Source organism: Natranaerovirga pectinivora, from assembly GCF_004342165.1.
Classification (GTDB): domain Bacteria; phylum Bacillota; class Clostridia; order Lachnospirales; family DSM-24629; genus Natranaerovirga; species Natranaerovirga pectinivora.
The window spans coordinates 96,365-114,104 of record NZ_SMAL01000009.1 but is presented as its reverse complement, the minus strand read 5'-3'; the positions used below and the strand labels follow the sequence as shown (position 1 = coordinate 114,104).

The 17,740-nt window shown below is 30.9% G+C and carries 18 protein-coding genes, 4 tRNA genes and 2 rRNA genes; 19 read left to right on the top strand and 5 right to left on the bottom strand.

All coding sequences use genetic code 11. The features are described from left to right. The 15 genes from EDC18_RS12005 to dnaB form a co-directional block, all read left to right on the top strand. Nucleotides 1–93, top strand: a 23S ribosomal RNA gene (locus EDC18_RS12005); the annotation flags it as partial. A gap of 182 nt (nt 94–275) precedes the next feature. Next, nucleotides 276–347 (top strand) — tRNA-Asn (locus EDC18_RS12000). Nucleotides 348–367: 20 nt separating this feature from the next. Beyond that, nucleotides 368–439, top strand: a tRNA-Glu gene (locus EDC18_RS11995). 2 nt (nt 440–441) lie between these two features. Then, nucleotides 442–559, top strand: a 5S ribosomal RNA gene (gene rrf / locus EDC18_RS11990). Nucleotides 560–610: 51 nt separating this feature from the next. Then, a tRNA-Cys gene (locus EDC18_RS11985) sits at nt 611–681 on the top strand. Between the two features lie 5 nt (nt 682–686). Beyond that, nucleotides 687–759 (top strand) — tRNA-Met (locus EDC18_RS11980). A gap of 385 nt (nt 760–1,144) precedes the next feature. After that, nucleotides 1,145–1,345, top strand: coding sequence for a DUF951 domain-containing protein (locus EDC18_RS11975; protein ID WP_132253478.1), 201 nt, complete (start codon nt 1,145–1,147; stop codon nt 1,343–1,345). 94 nt (nt 1,346–1,439) lie between these two features. Beyond that, nucleotides 1,440–1,727, top strand: a complete 288-nt coding sequence (gene rpsF / locus EDC18_RS11970; protein ID WP_132253476.1) for a 30S ribosomal protein S6 — start codon at nt 1,440–1,442, stop codon at nt 1,725–1,727. A 19-nt stretch (nt 1,728–1,746) separates the two neighbouring features. Next, nucleotides 1,747–2,175: a single-stranded DNA-binding protein gene (locus EDC18_RS11965; protein ID WP_132253474.1), complete on the top strand. Its 429-nt coding sequence runs from the start codon at nt 1,747–1,749 to the stop codon at nt 2,173–2,175. Nucleotides 2,176–2,217: 42 nt separating this feature from the next. Continuing rightward, nucleotides 2,218–2,454, top strand: a complete 237-nt coding sequence (gene rpsR, locus EDC18_RS11960) for a 30S ribosomal protein S18 (protein ID WP_132253473.1) — start codon at nt 2,218–2,220, stop codon at nt 2,452–2,454. Nucleotides 2,455–2,817: 363 nt separating this feature from the next. Beyond that, a complete protein-coding gene (locus tag EDC18_RS11955; protein WP_132253471.1) occupies nt 2,818–3,150 on the top strand; it encodes a MazG-like family protein in 333 nt (110 codons plus the stop codon). Between the two features lie 12 nt (nt 3,151–3,162). Continuing rightward, nucleotides 3,163–4,107, top strand: coding sequence for a DUF2232 domain-containing protein (locus tag EDC18_RS11950; protein ID WP_132253469.1), 945 nt, complete (start codon nt 3,163–3,165; stop codon nt 4,105–4,107). 23 nt (nt 4,108–4,130) lie between these two features. After that, nucleotides 4,131–6,170 (top strand): DHH family phosphoesterase, encoded by a 2,040-nt coding sequence (locus tag EDC18_RS11945; RefSeq protein ID WP_132253467.1) that lies wholly within the window; start codon nt 4,131–4,133, stop codon nt 6,168–6,170. After that, nucleotides 6,170–6,619 (top strand): 50S ribosomal protein L9, encoded by a 450-nt coding sequence (rplI, locus tag EDC18_RS11940; protein ID WP_132253466.1) that lies wholly within the window; start codon nt 6,170–6,172, stop codon nt 6,617–6,619. The genes EDC18_RS11945 and rplI overlap by 1 nt, the downstream gene beginning before the upstream one ends. A gap of 188 nt (nt 6,620–6,807) precedes the next feature. Then, entirely contained in the window at nt 6,808–8,136 is a 1,329-nt protein-coding gene (dnaB, locus tag EDC18_RS11935; protein WP_132253464.1) for a replicative DNA helicase, read from the top strand. A 69-nt stretch (nt 8,137–8,205) separates the two neighbouring features. Here the strand turns inward: dnaB and EDC18_RS11930 are convergent, their stop codons facing one another. Further along, on the bottom strand, nt 8,206–9,456 hold the full coding sequence (locus EDC18_RS11930) for a TraB/GumN family protein (RefSeq protein ID WP_132253462.1): 1,251 nt from the start codon (nt 9,454–9,456) through the stop codon (nt 8,206–8,208). 381 nt (nt 9,457–9,837) lie between these two features. On the opposite strand from EDC18_RS11930, the gene EDC18_RS11925 reads away from it, so the two are divergent. After that, nucleotides 9,838–10,449 (top strand): helix-turn-helix domain-containing protein, encoded by a 612-nt coding sequence (locus EDC18_RS11925; protein WP_165878572.1) that lies wholly within the window; start codon nt 9,838–9,840, stop codon nt 10,447–10,449. 122 nt (nt 10,450–10,571) lie between these two features. Here EDC18_RS11925 and fdxA read toward each other — a convergent pair whose 3' ends face one another. The 3 genes from fdxA to pflB form a co-directional block, all read right to left on the bottom strand. After that, the gene (gene fdxA, locus EDC18_RS11920) at nt 10,572–10,742 is read right to left on the bottom strand and encodes a 4Fe-4S ferredoxin (RefSeq protein ID WP_132253459.1); all 171 of its coding nucleotides are present in this window, start codon (nt 10,740–10,742) and stop codon (nt 10,572–10,574) included. A gap of 111 nt (nt 10,743–10,853) precedes the next feature. Continuing rightward, on the bottom strand, nt 10,854–11,597 hold the full coding sequence (gene pflA / locus EDC18_RS11915) for a pyruvate formate-lyase-activating protein (protein WP_132253457.1): 744 nt from the start codon (nt 11,595–11,597) through the stop codon (nt 10,854–10,856). A 61-nt stretch (nt 11,598–11,658) separates the two neighbouring features. Beyond that, the gene (gene pflB / locus EDC18_RS11910; RefSeq protein WP_132253455.1) at nt 11,659–13,887 is read right to left on the bottom strand and encodes a formate C-acetyltransferase; all 2,229 of its coding nucleotides are present in this window, start codon (nt 13,885–13,887) and stop codon (nt 11,659–11,661) included. A 303-nt stretch (nt 13,888–14,190) separates the two neighbouring features. On the opposite strand from pflB, the gene EDC18_RS11905 reads away from it, so the two are divergent. After that, on the top strand, nt 14,191–14,892 hold the full coding sequence (locus EDC18_RS11905) for a GntR family transcriptional regulator (RefSeq protein ID WP_132253453.1): 702 nt from the start codon (nt 14,191–14,193) through the stop codon (nt 14,890–14,892). A 156-nt stretch (nt 14,893–15,048) separates the two neighbouring features. Continuing rightward, nucleotides 15,049–15,252 carry a DUF1858 domain-containing protein gene (locus tag EDC18_RS11900; protein WP_132253451.1) on the top strand — a complete coding sequence of 68 codons (204 nt, stop codon included), beginning with the start codon at nt 15,049–15,051 and terminating at the stop codon, nt 15,250–15,252. A 68-nt stretch (nt 15,253–15,320) separates the two neighbouring features. On the opposite strand, the gene EDC18_RS11895 is transcribed toward EDC18_RS11900, so the two are convergent. Then, complete coding sequence (locus EDC18_RS11895) at nt 15,321–16,013, bottom strand: adaptor protein MecA (RefSeq protein WP_132253449.1); 693 nt, start codon at nt 16,011–16,013, stop codon at nt 15,321–15,323. Between the two features lie 425 nt (nt 16,014–16,438). Here EDC18_RS11895 and EDC18_RS11890 point away from each other — a divergent pair, with 425 nt between their 5' ends. Continuing rightward, nucleotides 16,439–17,713: an adenylosuccinate synthase gene (locus tag EDC18_RS11890; protein ID WP_132253448.1), complete on the top strand. Its 1,275-nt coding sequence runs from the start codon at nt 16,439–16,441 to the stop codon at nt 17,711–17,713. Nucleotides 17,714–17,740 lie beyond the last annotated feature (27 nt).

Below are 17,740 nucleotides of genomic sequence, written 5' to 3'. Positions count from 1 at the left end.
GACCCCTTGAAGACTACAAGGTAGATAGGTTGGAGGTGTAAGTGTGGTAACACATTTAGCTGACCAATACTAATAGGTCGAGGTCTTAATCTAATAAAAGCCGGCTTTAAACCTAGAGAAACTTATGTCTAATTAGTTGAACTTGGATTAAAACGGCTAAACCGTAAGTATGGCAGACGCGTATCTGTCTTAAATAAAGACAAATACAATATGTCAAAAACATTAGAATGAACCGTTACAAAACTTCTTCTCAGTATGTAGTTTTTAGAGTATATTCCTCGATAGCTCAATGGTAGAGCATTCGGCTGTTAACCGAAGGGTTGTAGGTTCGAGCCCTACTCGGGGAGTTTCACTTTAAATTAAATAAGGCCCATTGGTCAAGCGGTTAAGACACCGCCCTTTCACGGCGGTAACAGGGGTTCGATTCCCCTATGGGTCATTTTCGGTGGCGATGCGTCTATGGGAAACACCCGTTCCCATACCGAACACGTTGGTTAAGCCATAGACGGCCGATGGTACTTGGTTGGAGACGACCCGGGAGAGTAGGTGGCTGCCGATTTTTACATGAATAATTTATATGATGTAATCATATATATATAATATAAACAATGGCGCCATAGCCAAGTGGTAAGGCAGAGGACTGCAACTCCTTTATCATCGGTTCAAATCCGGTTGGCGCCTTATATCGCGGGATGGAGCAGTTGGCAGCTCGTCGGGCTCATAACCCGAAGGTCGTAGGTTCGAGTCCTGCTCCCGCAATTAATTAGTAGAACGTCTATCCATTAGGATAGGCGTTTTTATATATCTATAAAACTAATTCCAAAAGCATAATAGCCTTAGAATAGGGATATTCAGTATAAATATTAACGAAGTCTATGACTCTTACTTTCCAAAAGCCACTAACTTCTTTGAAAGTCTAATTTTATTTATGACTGGAAAAGAAGTGTATTTTTAAAGAAAATTATACTTTGGAAATATATACTTATGTAATTAATTTGTGATAGAATAAGAGAAAGATAATAATATCTAAGGATATAGTGTAATAAAATATTTTAGGGTTATTGATTGTTTTGTATAAAAATATAAATGGATTTAAAGCACATTGTTAGAGCTCTTAATACCAATTATAATTAGAGGTGATAGAATGAACTTACAAATTGGAGATATTGTAAAGCTTAAAAAATCCCATCCTTGTGGAAGTTTTGAGTGGGAAATTCTTCGAACAGGTATAGATTTTAAAATAAAATGCCTAGGTTGTAATCATTTAGTTATGGTACCTAGAAAAAAAATTGAAAAAAGTATAAAATCAGTAGTATCATCAGAACAAAATCTTAAAAACAGTTGATTTAATGTTTCAACTATGATATAATAAGCAACTGTGAAACATCCTTGCTCTTTCCAAAGAGAAAGGGCCAAAGTCCAAAAGGAGGTGCTTAAAGATGAACAATTACGAATTAGCTTTAGTTATTAATGGTAAAGTTGATGAAGAAGTAAAAACTGCTACAGTTGAGAAAGCAAAAGAATATATTGCTAGATTTGGCGGTTCTCTTACAAAAGTTGATGAATGGGGCAAAAGAAGACTTGCTTATGAAATCGATAAAGTTAGAGAAGGTTTTTATTTTTTCTTTACTTTCCAAGCTGATGCCGGTGTTCCAGCGGAACTTGAAAGAGAACTTCGCATTACGGAACCAGTATTAAGATTCTTAGTTACAAGAATAGAAGAATAATAAGCGGGGGTGTATTTTTATGAATAAAGTAATCTTAATGGGAAGACTTACTAGAGACCCTGAGGTACGTTACTCACAAGGAGCAAACCCAGTAGCAATTGCAAGATATAGTCTTGCAGTAAATAGAACTTTTAAAAGAGAAGGCGAACCAGATGCAGACTTTATTAATATCGTTTCATTTGGAAAGCCTGGTGAATTTGCTGGTAAGTACTTTAAAAAAGGTCAAATGGTTGCAATAACAGGACGTATACAGATTCGTACTTATGATGATCAAGATGGAAAACGTCAGTATTTTACTGAAGTTATTGCAGAAGAACAACATTTTGCTGAAAGCAAAGCGTCCTTCGAAAACAATAGACAAACTACGCCAGCTCCGTCAGGTGATTCTGCCGAAGGCTTTATGCCAATAGATAATAGTTTTGATGACGAAGATGATTTACCGTTTTAAATAAATGAAATACCTATTCCCATTGTAAAGGAGGTTATAACTATGGCTTTTCAAAAAAGAAAAGGCGGACGTAGAAGAAGAAAAGTTTGTGCTTTTTGTTCAGATAAAGCAGGACAAATCGATCACAAAGATGTAAATAAATTAAAAAGATATGTGTCTGAAAGAGGAAAAATTCTTCCTAGAAGAGTAACAGGAAATTGTGCTAAACACCAAAGAGCGGTTACTGTTGCAATAAAAAGATCAAGACATATAGCTTTAATGGCATATACTTTAGATTAATAATAAAAGTCCTGGATGACCAGGACTTTTTATTTTTTTACTTTATAGGAAAGTTCTATTTCCTATAAAGTAAAAAGTTAGAAAAATGCAGCGCAAGAACAAAGGTGACTTCAGATAAGAAGTTAGCAAATGTTTTTTAGAGTGACGAAGTCACTTTGTTGTTTTAGAAGTTAATTTATAAATTTTCAGCATTAATTACATTGAAAATAATTTATTTAGCATTATCTTAAAATATATTTTTAAGATAAGCTAATAATTTATTATATATCATTTATATCAGTTGTAATTTACCTTTGCATATTACTCTTAAAATGTTATAATTAATAATTGAGATAAAAGAAGTTATGAGAGGCAGGAATAGGGATGACTTTTTTTGAGGGTGAGTTAGATATCACAAAAAAAATAAAAATGATTGAAAAACTCAAAAGTAGTTTGTTAAGCCAAGTTGCAGATTTATATTCTAGTATGGCAGATGATGACAATAGTAAAGAGGAATCTTATTTAGATATATTATCTGACATACTAATTTTAACATATTTATTATCAAATAAATTAGGAACATCAAATGAAGCATTAGATATAAGAGTATTAAACAAATTAAAGATTGCAATGCTTGGAAGTAAAGATCATTATACAGACTGGGATAGGGAACTAGGGGAACTTTCTAGACATCTATTAAAGTCAAGAAACCTTTAATGGAGGTTGAAAATGAATAATCGTAACGATATATTAAGCTTATTAGGGGTAATTATAGTTATTTCAGTATACAGTTACCTATTAGGGATTACAGCGTCTTCTATCATAGTTTTAGAGCTTATTTTTGCTATTCCTATTATCATTTATGTATATAAGAAAAATATTAATATGTATTTTATTGGAGCCGTTGTAATAAGTCTGTTATACCATGCTATGGTGTTTGATAATACTGGGGTCTTGTTGTTGCTTTTAATATACATAATACCATCAGTAATAATAGGTTGTTTAATAAGAAGGAAAAAGCTATTATCCGAGACAGTTGCTTTTGTAACCATAATTTATTTTTTGAGTATAATATTAATAATATTTTCATACAATCAAATTTATCAAGTTGATATAATAAAAGATACCTATGATTCATTAGAAACTGTACTTCTAGAAAATAAAGATGTATTCGAAGAAATGTTTCAAGAACAGCCATCATTTACTTTTGAGCAATATGTTTATGAAGTTATAAGTACATCCAAATACTATTATATATCATTTATATTCATACTATCTCTTATTAGTATATTTATAAAGGTGCTTTTAGCAAGAACCCTATTAAATATACTCGGATGGAAAGAATTTAAGTTGAATAGTATTATCAAATATAATCCGCCACGAAGTTTTTTATTATTCTTTTTGATAATAATAGTGTTACAGGGATTAACGGAGCATTATAGTTTTGTTATGACAACTAGCAATCTTATTGTAATATGTATTTTTATATTATTTTCTGTTGGTATTCTATTTGAGATATACTTAATTAAAGTAGCAAAGAATTTCGGAATGAAAATAGTGTTACTACTAATATCAATTATATGCTTATTATTTATGCCCTTTTACTTTGTTGTTATCGGCGTAGTGGAAATATTATTTAAAATCAGAGAAAATAAAAGCATAAGTAAAAATTAACCTCGTTGAAGGGGGTGTTACTATTGAAAGAGTCAAAATATCAATTTAATACAAAAGTAGAAAGGTACTTTATTTGGCCAGCATTTTATTTATTGGCTTTCGTATTACTATCAATAATTATTTCTATTTATGATAAAAAATTGGGATTAATTAGTTTTATATTTTGTAGTTTTATCTTAATAATTACTATACTATTACATTATGTGGTAAAGAAAAAACTTATGAGTGAAGTAATTAATTTTGCTCTTGATTTTGGTGTAGTTCAAAAAAACCTTTTATATAACTTTCCTATACCTTATATCGTGCTTGATAATCAAGGAAAAATCAGATGGTATAATGAAAAGTTTGAGAAGTTATGTGTTGATGATAAAATATTAAACAAACCGATTTCTTCAATAGTCCAAGAAATAAATTATGAAACATTAATAAACAACAAAGACTCTATTAAACATATACAAATAGGTGAAAACTTTTATGAACTGGAAGTAAAACCTATATATGTAAATGAAATAAATGAGGACAAAAGTGCGGAATTCGATGAACCAATAAAAATGTATGCAGTTTATTTATTTGACGAAACAAAAATTAAAGATTTACAAAGTAGAATTAAAGATCAAAAAACAGTTATTGGTTTATTATATATAGATAACTTTGAGGAAGCATTGCAAAGCATAGAAGAAGTAAGAAGACCCTTATTAGTTGCCTTAATTGATAGGAACATAAACAAATTTGCCCAGAACATTGATGCAGTAGTACGAAAGTTTGAAAAGGATAAATATTTTTTTATATTTCAACATAAATATCTACATCAATTACAGTCAAACAAATTTGCCATATTAGACGATATAAGAGCTATAAATATAGGGAATGAAATGCCAGTTACACTAAGTATGGGAATAGGTGTTAATGGAAAATCTTTTACTCAAAGCGTAGAATTTGCAAGGACATCTATTGATTTGGCCTTAGGCCGTGGAGGAGATCAAGCTGTAGTTAAAGATATGGAAAGGTTGTACTACTACGGAGGCAAAACAAAGGATGTAGAGAAAAGCACAAGGGTTAAAACAAGAGTAAAAGCCCACGCTTTTAGAGAGTTATTAGAAGGCAAAGATAAAGTAATTATAATGGGACATAAATTGCAGGATCTAGACTCATTAGGAGCTGCAATAGGAATATATAGAGCTGCCAAAACATTAAATAAAAAGGCCTATATTGTATTAAAGGACATTACTACATCTGTAAGACCATTATATGAGTTATTCAAATTGGATGCAGAATATGAAGAGGATATGTTTCTAAAGAACGAAGAGGCCATAGAAAAAGCTGACAATAATACTCTTTTAGTGGTAGTAGATGTTAATAGGCCTAGTTACACAGAATGTCCCGAATTGCTTGAGATAATTCCTAATATAGTGGTTTTCGATCACCATCGTGTTAGCTCTGAGAATATAGAAAATGCAGTTCTTAGTTATATAGAGCCATATGCATCATCAACTTGTGAGATGGTAGCAGAGTTAATTCAATATATGTCAGAAAAGATAAAATTAAAACCCCTTGAAGCAGATGCACTTTTTGCAGGTATTACTGTGGATACAAAGAATTTTATGGTTAAAACAGGTGTTAAAACTTTTGAAGCAGCCGCTTTTTTAAGAAGAAATGGTGCAGATGTGGTGCGGGTTAGAAAGTTATTTAGAAATGATATGGAATCATATAAAGCAAGGGCTGAGGCAATTAAGAATGCAGAAATCTATAAAGATAGCTTAGCCATAACATTTTGTCCTGGGGATAAAATAGAAAGTCCTACAATCGTTGCAGCACAAACTGCAGATGAATTGCTAAATATATCAGGGATAAAGGCATCCTTTGTACTGACACAAATTGAAAATACAATATATATTAGTTCTCGTTCAATTGATGATATAAATGTACAATTAATCATGGAAAAACTTGGAGGAGGGGGTCACTTAAATGTTGCGGGCGCTCAACTTGTCAATTTTACTGTAGAAGATGCATTAGATGTTTTAAAAGATAAAATAGATGAATTAATTGAGGAAGGTGAATTATAATGGAAATAATTTTACTTGAAGATGTTAAAAAGTTAGGTAAAAAAGGTGAAATAGTTAAGGTCAATGATGGTTATGCACGAAACTTTATTTTACCTAAAAACCTAGGTGTAGAGGCTACAAATCAAGCTAAAAATGAGTTGAAATTCAAAAAACAAGCAGAAGAGAGACTCAAACAAGAAGAACTAGAAGAGGCAAAAATTTTAGCTGAAAAACTAAAAGAGTCAACAGTAGAAGTAAAAATTAAGTCTGGTGAAGGTGGAAGGATTTTTGGTTCTATTTCCACAAAAGAAATTGCTAAGTCGGCTAAAGATCAATTAGGGTTTGAAATAGATAAGAAGAAAATGCAATTAACAGATCCAATAAAATCACTTGGAACACATATTATTAAAATCAAAGTACATCCAAAAGTAACAGCAGAACTTAAAGTAAAAGTATTAGAAGAAAATTAGTTTAAAAAGGTAATTAGAAACTTATGTCTCTTGGGCAGGAAGAGACATACGCTGGTGAATATAAATAACAAACCTTACAAAGGAATGCTTTGTAGGGTTTTACTTCTGTAAACAGGAAATAGGAAAAATATGGACATTAGAAGAAGGGAGGAAGTTGTAATTACTTATGAAGAATTACAACGCAATACATGGATGAAGCAGTTATTAAAAAGGTTCTTCCCCATAGTTTAGAAGCTGAACAGTCAGTTATTGGCTCAATGTTATTAGATCGTGAAGCTATATCTGTTGCTTCTGAAACATTACATAGTGAAGATTTCTATCAAAAGCAACTAGGACTTGTTTTTGATTCAATTATAGAATTATACAATAGTAATCAGCCAGTAGATTTAGTAACATTACAAAATAAACTTAATCAAAAAGGGATACTAGAGCAAGTTGGTGGTATAAAGCATTTATCAGATTTGGCTAATGCGGTACCAACGTCTACAAATATAAAGCAATATGCTAATATTGTATCAGAGAAATCATCTTTAAGAAGGTTAATAAGAACATCTGAGGAAATTGTCAATGAATGTTATCAAGGACAAGAAAAATTAGATGTGATTCTAGACGAAGCTGAAAAAAGAATTTTTAATTTGGTACAAAATAAAAGTTCAGAAGAATTTTCACCTATTAAAGACATTATATTAACAACATTAGATAAAATTGAAAATGCTCATAAGTTTCAAGGTCAAGTTACAGGCATAGCCAGTGGTTTTTCTGACTTAGATTATAGGACAGCAGGTTTACAACCTTCTGATTTAATATTAATAGCAGCAAGACCATCTATGGGTAAAACAGCATTTGCTCTTAATATGGCTCAAAATGTAGCAATAAGAAGTAATGTACCTACGGCAATTTTTAGTCTTGAGATGTCAAAAGACCAATTGGTTAATCGTTTGTTATGTTCTGAATCAATGATAGATGCACAGAAAGTACGTACAGGAAACCTTGATGAATCAGATTGGGAAAAGATAGCAGAAGGATCGGGAGTTCTTGCAAAAGCCCCAATATATATAGATGATACTCCAGGTATATCTGTATCTGAAATGAGGGCGAAATGTAGAAAGTTAAAGTTAGAAAAAGGGTTAGGATTAATTTTAATTGACTACTTACAACTTATGTCAGGTAGTGGTAGATCAGAATCAAGACAGCAAGAGATATCAGAAATATCACGATCTCTAAAGGCTTTAGCAAGAGAAATGGAAGCACCTGTAGTTGCATTGTCACAGTTAAGCCGTGCATGTGAAGCAAGAGCAGATCATAGACCAATGTTATCCGACTTAAGGGAATCAGGAGCAATAGAACAGGATGCTGACGTTGTTATGTTTTTATATAGAGATGAATATTACCATCCAGATTCAGAATCTAAGAATCAAGCAGAACTAATTATAGCAAAACAGCGTAATGGTCCAACAGGAACCATTAATCTAGTGTGGTTAGGTCAATATACAAAGTTTGTAAATATGGAAAGATAGTTGTAAACCAATTAATTTAATAATATAAAAGGAAATAGGGAAGAAATATTCTCCCCTATTTTTTTACTTTTAATTATGTGAAACAATATCAAACCCTTTATTAATTAAAAGATCAATAATGCCTTCTTCACCAACGAAGTGTCCAGCACCTATAATAACAAAGTAGGTACCTTTAGTTTCACCTATTAGTAATGCTTCTATGGCATCGGTCATCTCATAATTTCTTTTTATCATAAGAGCATCCAAATACTCATTTGATAATGCTTTTTCTTCAGATGTCATTTCATTTTCATCTAGAACATAAATGCTTTCAAGAAGTTCAAGATCCCCATCTTTCCACATATTCATTAAGATAAATTCATCACTGCTATTTCTTAAAACATCAGCGAGAAGATACTCTTGTAATTCTGGAGAATAACTATTTAATAACTCCATTTGATATATCAAACCTTCTAATTCAATAATTTCCATGGATTCTGGTTTGTAATTTAGGAAATAACTTTCAATTCCATATTCTCCTGAAAAACCTTGCATTGCTAAGTTGACACTGTTAATTTCTAAGGTTAAAGCCCAGGGTTTAAATAAATTAATAATATCTGCACCAATACCAAATTGAGCATAAAACTCAAGAACTTCATTAAAAAGATCTTCGGATATATTGTCTTCTAAAGTAGATCCATCTGTGTACATTTGTAAGTTGTTTAAATATGGAATAATAGCTTCATCAACATTTAGAATATCAGCTTCTAAAACTAAGTAATCAGAGCTTAGAAAAGCATATTCTATTGCACTTCTAATAGGATATAAGTCTTCCTTACCAACATGTATAGAACCAAGAAGATACACTAATACACCATCATTGTTTATTTCCCAGAAGAAGCCTTGAGATGGAGCTGCAATATGGACTGCGTTAAATTCATCATACCAATAAGCATAAACAGGTAAAAGCTCAGTTATGAATTGGACGGATAGTAATAAACGACCATTTAGTACAAGTGTTTCCTCATAAAAAAAATCTTCGCTTAAGTAGGTTTTAACAAGTGAGTCATCGATTTGAACATTAATGGTATAGTCATTATAAATACCAGTTGCAATCCTAGATTCCTCGTCCCATAACACCTCTCCTCCCAAAGCATCAAAAAGTGCACGAAAGGGGATATAAAGTGTATCTTCTACCCACACAGGAGATTGATCAAAGTCTACCTCAATATGGTTAACTAATAAACTAATCTCACCTAATTCACTACCGCTAACAATAGGTGTTGTCAATAAAGTAATGCTTAAAACCAGAGCAATAAAAAAACTTAATCTTTTCTTCATATTAATTCTCCTAAAAATATTTAGTATATTAAAACAATAAATCAATGCATAGAATTTTATCAAACACAAAAGAATAAGTCAACGATTAATTTAAAAAAAGAAAATAATCGAATGATTTATTATTACAATAAACGACATTTAATATAGGACATGTTTATTTATCCTTATTTATTAATACAATAATAGAAACATACGACTAAAAAATAAAAATAGCAATAGGTGTAAGAATTGTAGAATCATATCAAAAAATGTCATAAAACAGATAAAATATTTAAATAAACACAATTAATTTAAAAAACTTTTAACATATTCTTGTATAACTGTAAAAATATGGTATAATAATAAATAATTGGTAATTATTTACAAATGCGGAGGGGTTCGATGGTACGCTATATTATATCAGATGCATCTAAAAGGCTTAATGTAGAGCCTCATGTTCTCAGATATTGGGAAGAAGAATTAGAGTTAGATATTCCAAGGAATGAATTAGGTCATAGATATTATAGAGAAGAAGATATTATGGCTTTAGAAAATATTAAAGCACTTAAAGATCAAGGATTTCAGTTAAAAGCTATTAAAATGTTATTGCCTAATATGGACCAAGTAGAAGATGTTAGTGACCATATATCGGAGAACGAGAAAAGTAATGATAGAATTAATGAAATACAAGATAGTGAATCTAATACAGATAATTTAATGGAAAAAAAGTCCCAAGAAATAGATTTGAAACTTGGAACAGATAACAAGTTAAAACAATTTCAGTTAATAATGAAAGATATGTTCGAGGCAACATTAGAAGAAAACAATATTCTATTGACAGATACAGTTTCTGAGAAAATTATTAAACAAATGGATTATTTATTGAGACTAAAAGAAGAAAGAGAAGAGGAAAGGTTTAAAAGATTTGACGAAACATTAAGAGAAGTTCAAAAAACTAGACAAGAAGCTGCGGTAACTAAGTCTAAAAAATTTAAGTTGTTTTTTTCAAGATAAAAAAAGGTTAAATTAAGGTATAACAAGTAGTTTGGTAAATAAACCAATTACATAGGTATAATAAATAATAAAAAACTCATCTTATAATAGATGAGTTTTTTTAAGTACAAAAATAATATAGATTATTCTGGTTGTGGAGCATCAACTGGACAAACGTCAGCACAAGCACCACAATCGATGCAAGCATCTGCAGCTACTACGTATTTATCTCCGCCTTCTGATATAGCTGAAGTTGGACATTCTGGCTCACATACACCACAGTTAATACATTCTTCTGATATTAAATATGCCATAATAAATTCCTCCTAAATATTAAAATAAAATCTTAGTATATAACGTGTCAGTTACATTTTATAATATAATCCTTGTTTTTACAAGTATTTTAGTTTAAAATTCATGGCAATCTATTCATTGGTATAAACATTGAGGTTATAAGATTCAAAAATAGATTTTGCTTTTTTTACTTCTTCATTTGTAGGTTCTGGTGTGTTTTTTAATTTGTATTCATAACCTAGCTCTTCCCATTTGAATTCTCCCATTTTATGAAATGGCAAAAGTTCTAATTTCTCAACATTAGTAAAACCTGCTAGATAGTTACCTAGATTATGCATATCCTCTTCATTATCTGTTAAGTTAGGTACCAAAACAAATCTAACCCAAGTAGGTTTATTGATTTGACTTAGATACGTCATGAAATCTAATGTAGGATTAAGAGAAACACCTGTAAGATTTTTATAATTGCTATGGTTATAACTCTTAATATCTAATAATACCAAATCAGTGTATTCAAGTACTTCTTTAACTTTATCATTAAAAATATACCCTGAGGTATCTAGAGCTGTATGAATACCATTTTCTTTACATGCTTTTAAAAGCTCTCTGACAAAATCAACTTGTAATAAAGGATCTCCCCCAGTAACAGTAACCCCACCACCAGAAAAGCGCATATAAGATTTGTATTTTAATACTTCATCAACGAGTGAATCCAAATCCATTTCTTTACCATCTGATAGTTTCCAAGTGTCAGGATTGTGACAATATTGGCAGCGTAGAGGGCAGCCTTGCATAAAAATAACAAACCTTATTCCAGGGCCATCTACAGTACCACAAGATTCAAGAGAGTGTATTCTTCCTTTTAGAGGATTCATAAATAAAACTCCTTTATAAATAATTTCAGGTGGATATGATCCACCTGAAACTAAAAAATAATTATGCTCTTTCGTGGAAAGTACGATTAATAACGTCTAATTGTTGTTCTCTAGTAAGTTTTATGAAGTTAACCGCATAACCTGATACTCTTATGGTTAATTGTGGATACTTCTCAGGACGCTCCATAGCATCTAATAAAGTTTCTTTATCAAAAACATTAATGTTGATATGATGTCCTTTATCGTGGAAGTAACCGTCAAGTAAACCAGATAAGTGAGTAATACGTGATTCTTCATCTTTACCTAATGCCTTAGGAACGATTGAGAAAGTATAAGATATACCGTCTTCAGCGTGTTGGTAAGGTAATTTTGCTACTGAAGCCATTGATGCAATGGCACCATTTGTATCACGTCCATGCATTGGGTTAGCACCTGGTGCAAAAGGTTCTCCAGCTTTTCTTCCATCTGGTGTATTTCCTGTTTTCTTTCCGTAAACTACGTTTGAAGTAATTGTTAAAATAGATAATGTAGGTACAGAATCTCTATAAGTTTTGTGTTTTCTTAACTTATTCATAAAGTCTTCTACTAATTTTTCAGCAAGTCTATCTACTGCATCATTATTATTACCGAATGCTGGGTAATCCCCATCTACAACGAAGTCAACAGCTAAACCTTCTTCATTTCTTATAACTTTCACTTTTGTATTTTTAATTGCTGATAATGAGTCAGCAACTACTGATAATCCAGCTATACCACAAGCAGAAGTTCTTAATACATCTTTATCATGTAAAGCCATTTGAAGACTTTCGTAATTGTATTTATCATGCATATAGTGAATGATGTTTAATGTATTAATATAAAGTTGAGCTAACCAATCCATTACTTGATCAAATTTAGCAACCACTTCATCATACTCAAGATATTCTGATGTAATAGGTGCAAACATTGGACCTACTTGATCACCAGATTTCTCATCTTTACACCCATTTATAGCATACAATAATGCTTTAGCTAAGTTTGCTCTTGCACCAAAGAACTGCATTTGTTTACCAATTTTCATTGCAGATACACAGCAAGCGATTCCGTAGTCATCACCAAACCATCCACGCATTAAATCATCATTTTCATATTGGATTGAACTTGTATCTATAGAAACTTTAGCACAGAATCTTTTGAAACCTTCTGGTAAACTTTCAGACCATAACACAGTTAAGTTTGGTTCTGGTGCTGGTCCTAAAGTATATAATGTATTTAACATTCTAAAGCTGTTTTTAGTTACTAGAGTTCTTCCATCAATACCCATACCACCAATAGCCTCAGTTACCCAAGTTGGATCTCCTGAGAAAAGGTCATTGTAAGCAGGTGTACGTAAGAAACGAACCATTCTTAATTTTATTACAAATTGATCCATTAATTCTTGAACTTCTTTTTCTGTAAGAGCGCCATTTTTTAAATCTCTTTCAATGTAAACATCTAAGAAAGTTGCAACTCTACCTATTGACATTGCAGCACCATCTTGCTCTTTAATAGCACCTAAATATCCAAAATAAGTCCATTGAATTGCTTCTAATGTATTTTTAGCAGGTTGACTAATATCATACCCATAAGCTGCTGCCATATTTTTAAGGGCTTTAAGAGCCTTAATTTGCTCAGCAATTTCTTCTCTTAAAACAATAATATGAGCTTCCATATAATCCATTTCAAGTTGTTTTTTCTCTAATTGTTTTGCTTGAACCAAGTAATCAATACCGTAAAGAGCAACTCTTCTATAGTCACCAATAATTCTACCTCTACCATAAGAGTCAGGTAAGCCAGTAATAATACCAGAACGTCTTGCTCTTCTCATCTCATCTGTGTAGGCATCAAAAACACCATCATTATGAGTTTTTCTATATTTTGAAAATGTTTCATTTGTAATTGGATCTATTGTGTATCCATAAGATTCAAGTGCATTTTCAACAACACGGATACCACCATTAGGCATTATACCACGTTTTAAAGGTTTATCTGTTTGATAACCTACGATTAGTTCAAGATCTTTATCAACATAACCAGGACCGTGAGAGTCAATTGTTGAAGGTATTTTAGTCTCCGCATCTAATATACCTTTTACTCTTTCCTCGTTAGTTAATTCACAAACTTTTTCCCATAATTTTGTTGTTTGCTCCGTTGCGCCTTCTAAGAAACTTGCATCACCTTCATAAGGTGTAAAATTTGATTGAATAAAGCTTCTTACATCAACACTGTTTTGCCAACTACCTTTTTTAAAACCTTGCCACTCAGTTTTCATAATAAAATCCTCCTTTATAATATTAGAATGACTTCTAAAGTCATGATTTATACTAGTTTTATTAAGTATATCCCTTGACTATATTATATATGAATACTGTATACACGTCAATACAGTTTTAAATAATAATTATTATTACTTATATTAATAAACTAAGAATGGTGATTAATATAAGTAGGGATATTCATATCAAAGCAGATTATTGAAATATACTAGATAAATATTAAGTATAGTGCTAATATTATATAGAAGAAAGTATACTATAAGTCTAGTGAAAATATAACAAAATATTGGGTGATTAATATGGGTGAACCGATTTATTTAGCAGTTAAAAAAGAGTTAAAAAATAGAATTAAAATAGGTGTATATAAATCTGGAGAACAGATACCTTCCGAAAGAGAATTAAGTGAACTATTTAATATTAGTAGAATGACAGCTAGGCAAGCAGTAAACGAGTTAGTAAATGAAGGTTTAATTAAAAGAGAAAAAGGAAGAGGTTCATTTGTATCTTCACCACAATTTTTACAAAAAAATATTAGATCATTTACTGAAACATTACTTGAACAAGGACATGAACCAAGTACAAAACTTATTGAATTTTGTACTGTGTATAACTTAAAAGAAATAAGTATGAAATTAGGAGAAAAACCAGATACTAATTACTATAAAATTAAAAGATTAAGGTTTGCGAACCTAGTGCCAGTTGCATTAGAAACAGTCTATATACCAAAATATAGATGTGAAAAACTAGAAGACTATGATTTAGAAACATCCTTATATAATATTCTAGAAGATTACGGATATATAATACAATCTGTGTCTTGTAATATTGATGCTTGTTTGTCAAGTAGACCTATTATGCGTACATTTGATGTATCCAAGCCAGTTACTTTATTAAAAGTAGAAGGGGTTAATTATACAATCAATGGAGAAAAATTATTTTATGAAGAATCCTATTATAGATCTAATTTATATAAGTATCATGTAGATATTAATAGAAGATAGAATAACCTATTAGACATTTTTTACTTTATATATTATAATGTTTTATGAAAGAGGGATTTGTAAATAATGTATTTTATTTCTAGATTTCTTTCAATAAATTTTTACATCTATTAATGTAGCTGTAAGTTTATATATTTTTTAAAGGAGGTTTTAATAATGGCTAAAATAACGAAAGATATGATTATAGCAGATATAATTGCAGTAGACCATGGTATTATTCCTATTTTATTAGAATCAGGAATGCATTGTGTAGGGTGTCCTTCTGCCCAAGGAGAAACATTAGAAGAGGCGTCTTTTGTACATGGTAAGAGTGCAGATGAACTAGTTGATAAAATTAATGCATATTTAGAAAGTAAATAGATAAAAAAGAAGGACTGTAGTAATTACTACAGTCCTTTAATTTTTATAGATAGAGTTACAGACACCTCTTATAACTTGCTTAATACTTGGATGGCATTATGTTTGACAATTGAATCAAAATGTTCATTATAATATGATTCAGTTGCATAAGTAGATAAAATTTTAGTCCCAAACTCTGATCCAATAGCAGATATTGACTTAAAAGTTATATCATCAAAATCAGACTTATGTAAAACAAGATAGTAATTACTTTTATTATCCTTATACAAGGAATTAATGCCAGAATAACTGATATCTAATTGTTTTGAAAAAGAAGATACATTATCTAAATTATTGAATAGATAAACAAGTAAGTGGTTATCAGATTTAACAGAAAACTTCTTACTATTTAGGTCTTCATTATTTTTTTCTTCAGTTGATGATTTGATATCTTCACTATCTTGATCTGATTTTTTCTTTTTAAATCGTTTTATATTCGATGTTAAATGGGCAAACTTGGTATCTAGATCTTCAGGATTGTCTACTTTTGTAATAATTAACATAATGCTCTCCGTTGACAACGGGATAGCTTCGATCATTAGAGGAACATCATCTGCTTCAAATCCAAATTCAAAAGAAGCTTGCTCCATCATATCCCTAAAAAGATCTTGTGCTTTTTCTGTACCATAAGCTAACTCACTAAGTTTTATTTCGCGGTCACTTAAGTCATTCTTACTTAATGTACATTTAATTTGATTATCATTGATTTTTTCTATTTTCATAAAATCACTTCCTTCACTATGAGAATTTAAGCAAGAAAGTAAAGACGTAGTCTTAGTAATAGTATAATGAAGTAGGGGGCAAATGTAAAGAGTATATTAATGGATATTTCAGAACTAATGGTACAAAATAATAATAATCTAAAAAATATTTACCGAACATTTTCAAGTAAAAACTCAAAAACATTCGAAAAAACTCTTGCAATTGTTTTAATGTTTTGATATGCTAATTAAGGTATGGGTAATTATATGAAAGCAAAAGTTTAGATTGCTTTTAGTAGTTAACCCTGTCTTAATGGAAGTAAGAGGCAAGGGGAAAATTAAGATGTATATATAATTATTATACCAAGAATACTAAATTTATGAAATATGATTTATAAAACTTACTATAAATTATAAATTCTTTTGTAAAGAAGGGAGCAAGGACAATGCCTTCAAAAGTTATTATAGGAGCCCAATGGGGTGACGAGGGAAAAGCAAAAATTATTGATATATTATCAAAAGAAGCGGATGTAGTTGTTAGATCACAAGGTGGAAATAATGCAGGACACACTGTAGCGGTTAATGGCGAGGTATATAAATTTCATTTAATTCCTTCAGGAATTTTATATGGAGATAAATTATGCGTTGTTGGTAATGGCGTAGTAATTGATCCAAAAGGCATCTTAGAAGAAATAGATGGTTTAGAGGCCAAAGGGATAGCATCTGAAAATTTAAGAATCAGCTTAAGAGCTCATTTAGTAATGCCATATCATAAAGTATTAGATGGCATCAAAGAAGAATACAGAGGCAATGACGATATAGGGACAACTAAAAAAGGGATAGGTCCATGTTATATGGATAAAGCAGAAAGATCTGGTGTTAGAATATGCGATCTTCTTAATCCAGAGTATTTTGCAGAACGTGTTAGAGAAAATGTAAAAATTAAAAACTTAATTATAAATAAGGTATATGAAAAAGACATTCAATTAGACGCTGAAGAAATAATAAAAGAATACTTAGGATACGCTGAAAGATTAAAGAAATACTTTGCAGATACAACTGTTATTGTTCATGATGCGATACAAAGTAATAAAAAAGTATTATTTGAAGGTGCCCAAGGTACTTTATTAGACATAGATCTTGGAACATATCCTTATGTAACGTCTTCACATCCAATAACGGGAGGCGTTTGTGTAGGATCTGGTATAGGGCCTACAGCCATTGATTCTTGTATTGGCGTAATGAAAGGTTATGTTACACGTGTTGGAAAAGGTCCATTCCCTACAGAATTATTCGATGAAGTAGGCACTCAAATTAGAGATGTAGGACATGAGTATGGAACAACAACAGGAAGACCACGTAGATGCGGATGGTTTGATGCAGTAATTGGTAAATTTGCTGTTAGAACAAGTGGATTAACAGAAATTGCGCTTAATAAAATAGACGTACTTGCTAATATAGACACAATAAAAATTTGTACTGCTTATAAAAAAGGTGAAGAAGTTATATCTGAGTTCCCACCAAGTTTAGAGGACTTAAAAGAATGCATGCCAATTTATGAAGAAATGCCAGGCTGGGGATCAATTGATCATATAAGAACATATGAAGAGTTACCAGCTACAGTTAAACATTTTATTAAAAGAGTAGAAGAATTATGTGGTGCTAAAGTAACAATGATCGGGGTAGGACCTGAAAGAGATCAAAATATATATGTAGATTAGAATTGCTAAGTATTTAGTAAATCTGTA

What these genes read in the sequence shown, in the direction of transcription:
- EDC18_RS11975 (WP_132253478.1), top strand. Translation starts at nt 1,145, where the DNA reads ATGAACTTACAAATTGGAGATATTGTAAAGCTTAAAAAATCCCATCCT.
- rpsF (WP_132253476.1), top strand. Translation starts at nt 1,440, where the DNA reads ATGAACAATTACGAATTAGCTTTAGTTATTAATGGTAAAGTTGATGAA.
- EDC18_RS11965 (WP_132253474.1), top strand. Translation starts at nt 1,747, where the DNA reads ATGAATAAAGTAATCTTAATGGGAAGACTTACTAGAGACCCTGAGGTA.
- rpsR (WP_132253473.1), top strand. Translation starts at nt 2,218, where the DNA reads ATGGCTTTTCAAAAAAGAAAAGGCGGACGTAGAAGAAGAAAAGTTTGT.
- EDC18_RS11955 (WP_132253471.1), top strand. Translation starts at nt 2,818, where the DNA reads ATGACTTTTTTTGAGGGTGAGTTAGATATCACAAAAAAAATAAAAATG.
- EDC18_RS11950 (WP_132253469.1), top strand. Translation starts at nt 3,163, where the DNA reads ATGAATAATCGTAACGATATATTAAGCTTATTAGGGGTAATTATAGTT.
- rplI (WP_132253466.1), top strand. Translation starts at nt 6,170, where the DNA reads ATGGAAATAATTTTACTTGAAGATGTTAAAAAGTTAGGTAAAAAAGGT.
- dnaB (WP_132253464.1), top strand. Translation starts at nt 6,808, where the DNA reads ATGGATGAAGCAGTTATTAAAAAGGTTCTTCCCCATAGTTTAGAAGCT.
- EDC18_RS11930 (WP_132253462.1), bottom strand. Translation starts at nt 9,456, where the DNA reads ATGAAGAAAAGATTAAGTTTTTTTATTGCTCTGGTTTTAAGCATTACT.
- EDC18_RS11925 (WP_165878572.1), top strand. Translation starts at nt 9,838, where the DNA reads ATGGTACGCTATATTATATCAGATGCATCTAAAAGGCTTAATGTAGAG.
- fdxA (WP_132253459.1), bottom strand. Translation starts at nt 10,742, where the DNA reads ATGGCATATTTAATATCAGAAGAATGTATTAACTGTGGTGTATGTGAG.
- pflA (WP_132253457.1), bottom strand. Translation starts at nt 11,597, where the DNA reads ATGAATCCTCTAAAAGGAAGAATACACTCTCTTGAATCTTGTGGTACT.
- pflB (WP_132253455.1), bottom strand. Translation starts at nt 13,887, where the DNA reads ATGAAAACTGAGTGGCAAGGTTTTAAAAAAGGTAGTTGGCAAAACAGT.
- EDC18_RS11905 (WP_132253453.1), top strand. Translation starts at nt 14,191, where the DNA reads ATGGGTGAACCGATTTATTTAGCAGTTAAAAAAGAGTTAAAAAATAGA.
- EDC18_RS11900 (WP_132253451.1), top strand. Translation starts at nt 15,049, where the DNA reads ATGGCTAAAATAACGAAAGATATGATTATAGCAGATATAATTGCAGTA.
- EDC18_RS11895 (WP_132253449.1), bottom strand. Translation starts at nt 16,013, where the DNA reads ATGAAAATAGAAAAAATCAATGATAATCAAATTAAATGTACATTAAGT.
- EDC18_RS11890 (WP_132253448.1), top strand. Translation starts at nt 16,439, where the DNA reads ATGCCTTCAAAAGTTATTATAGGAGCCCAATGGGGTGACGAGGGAAAA.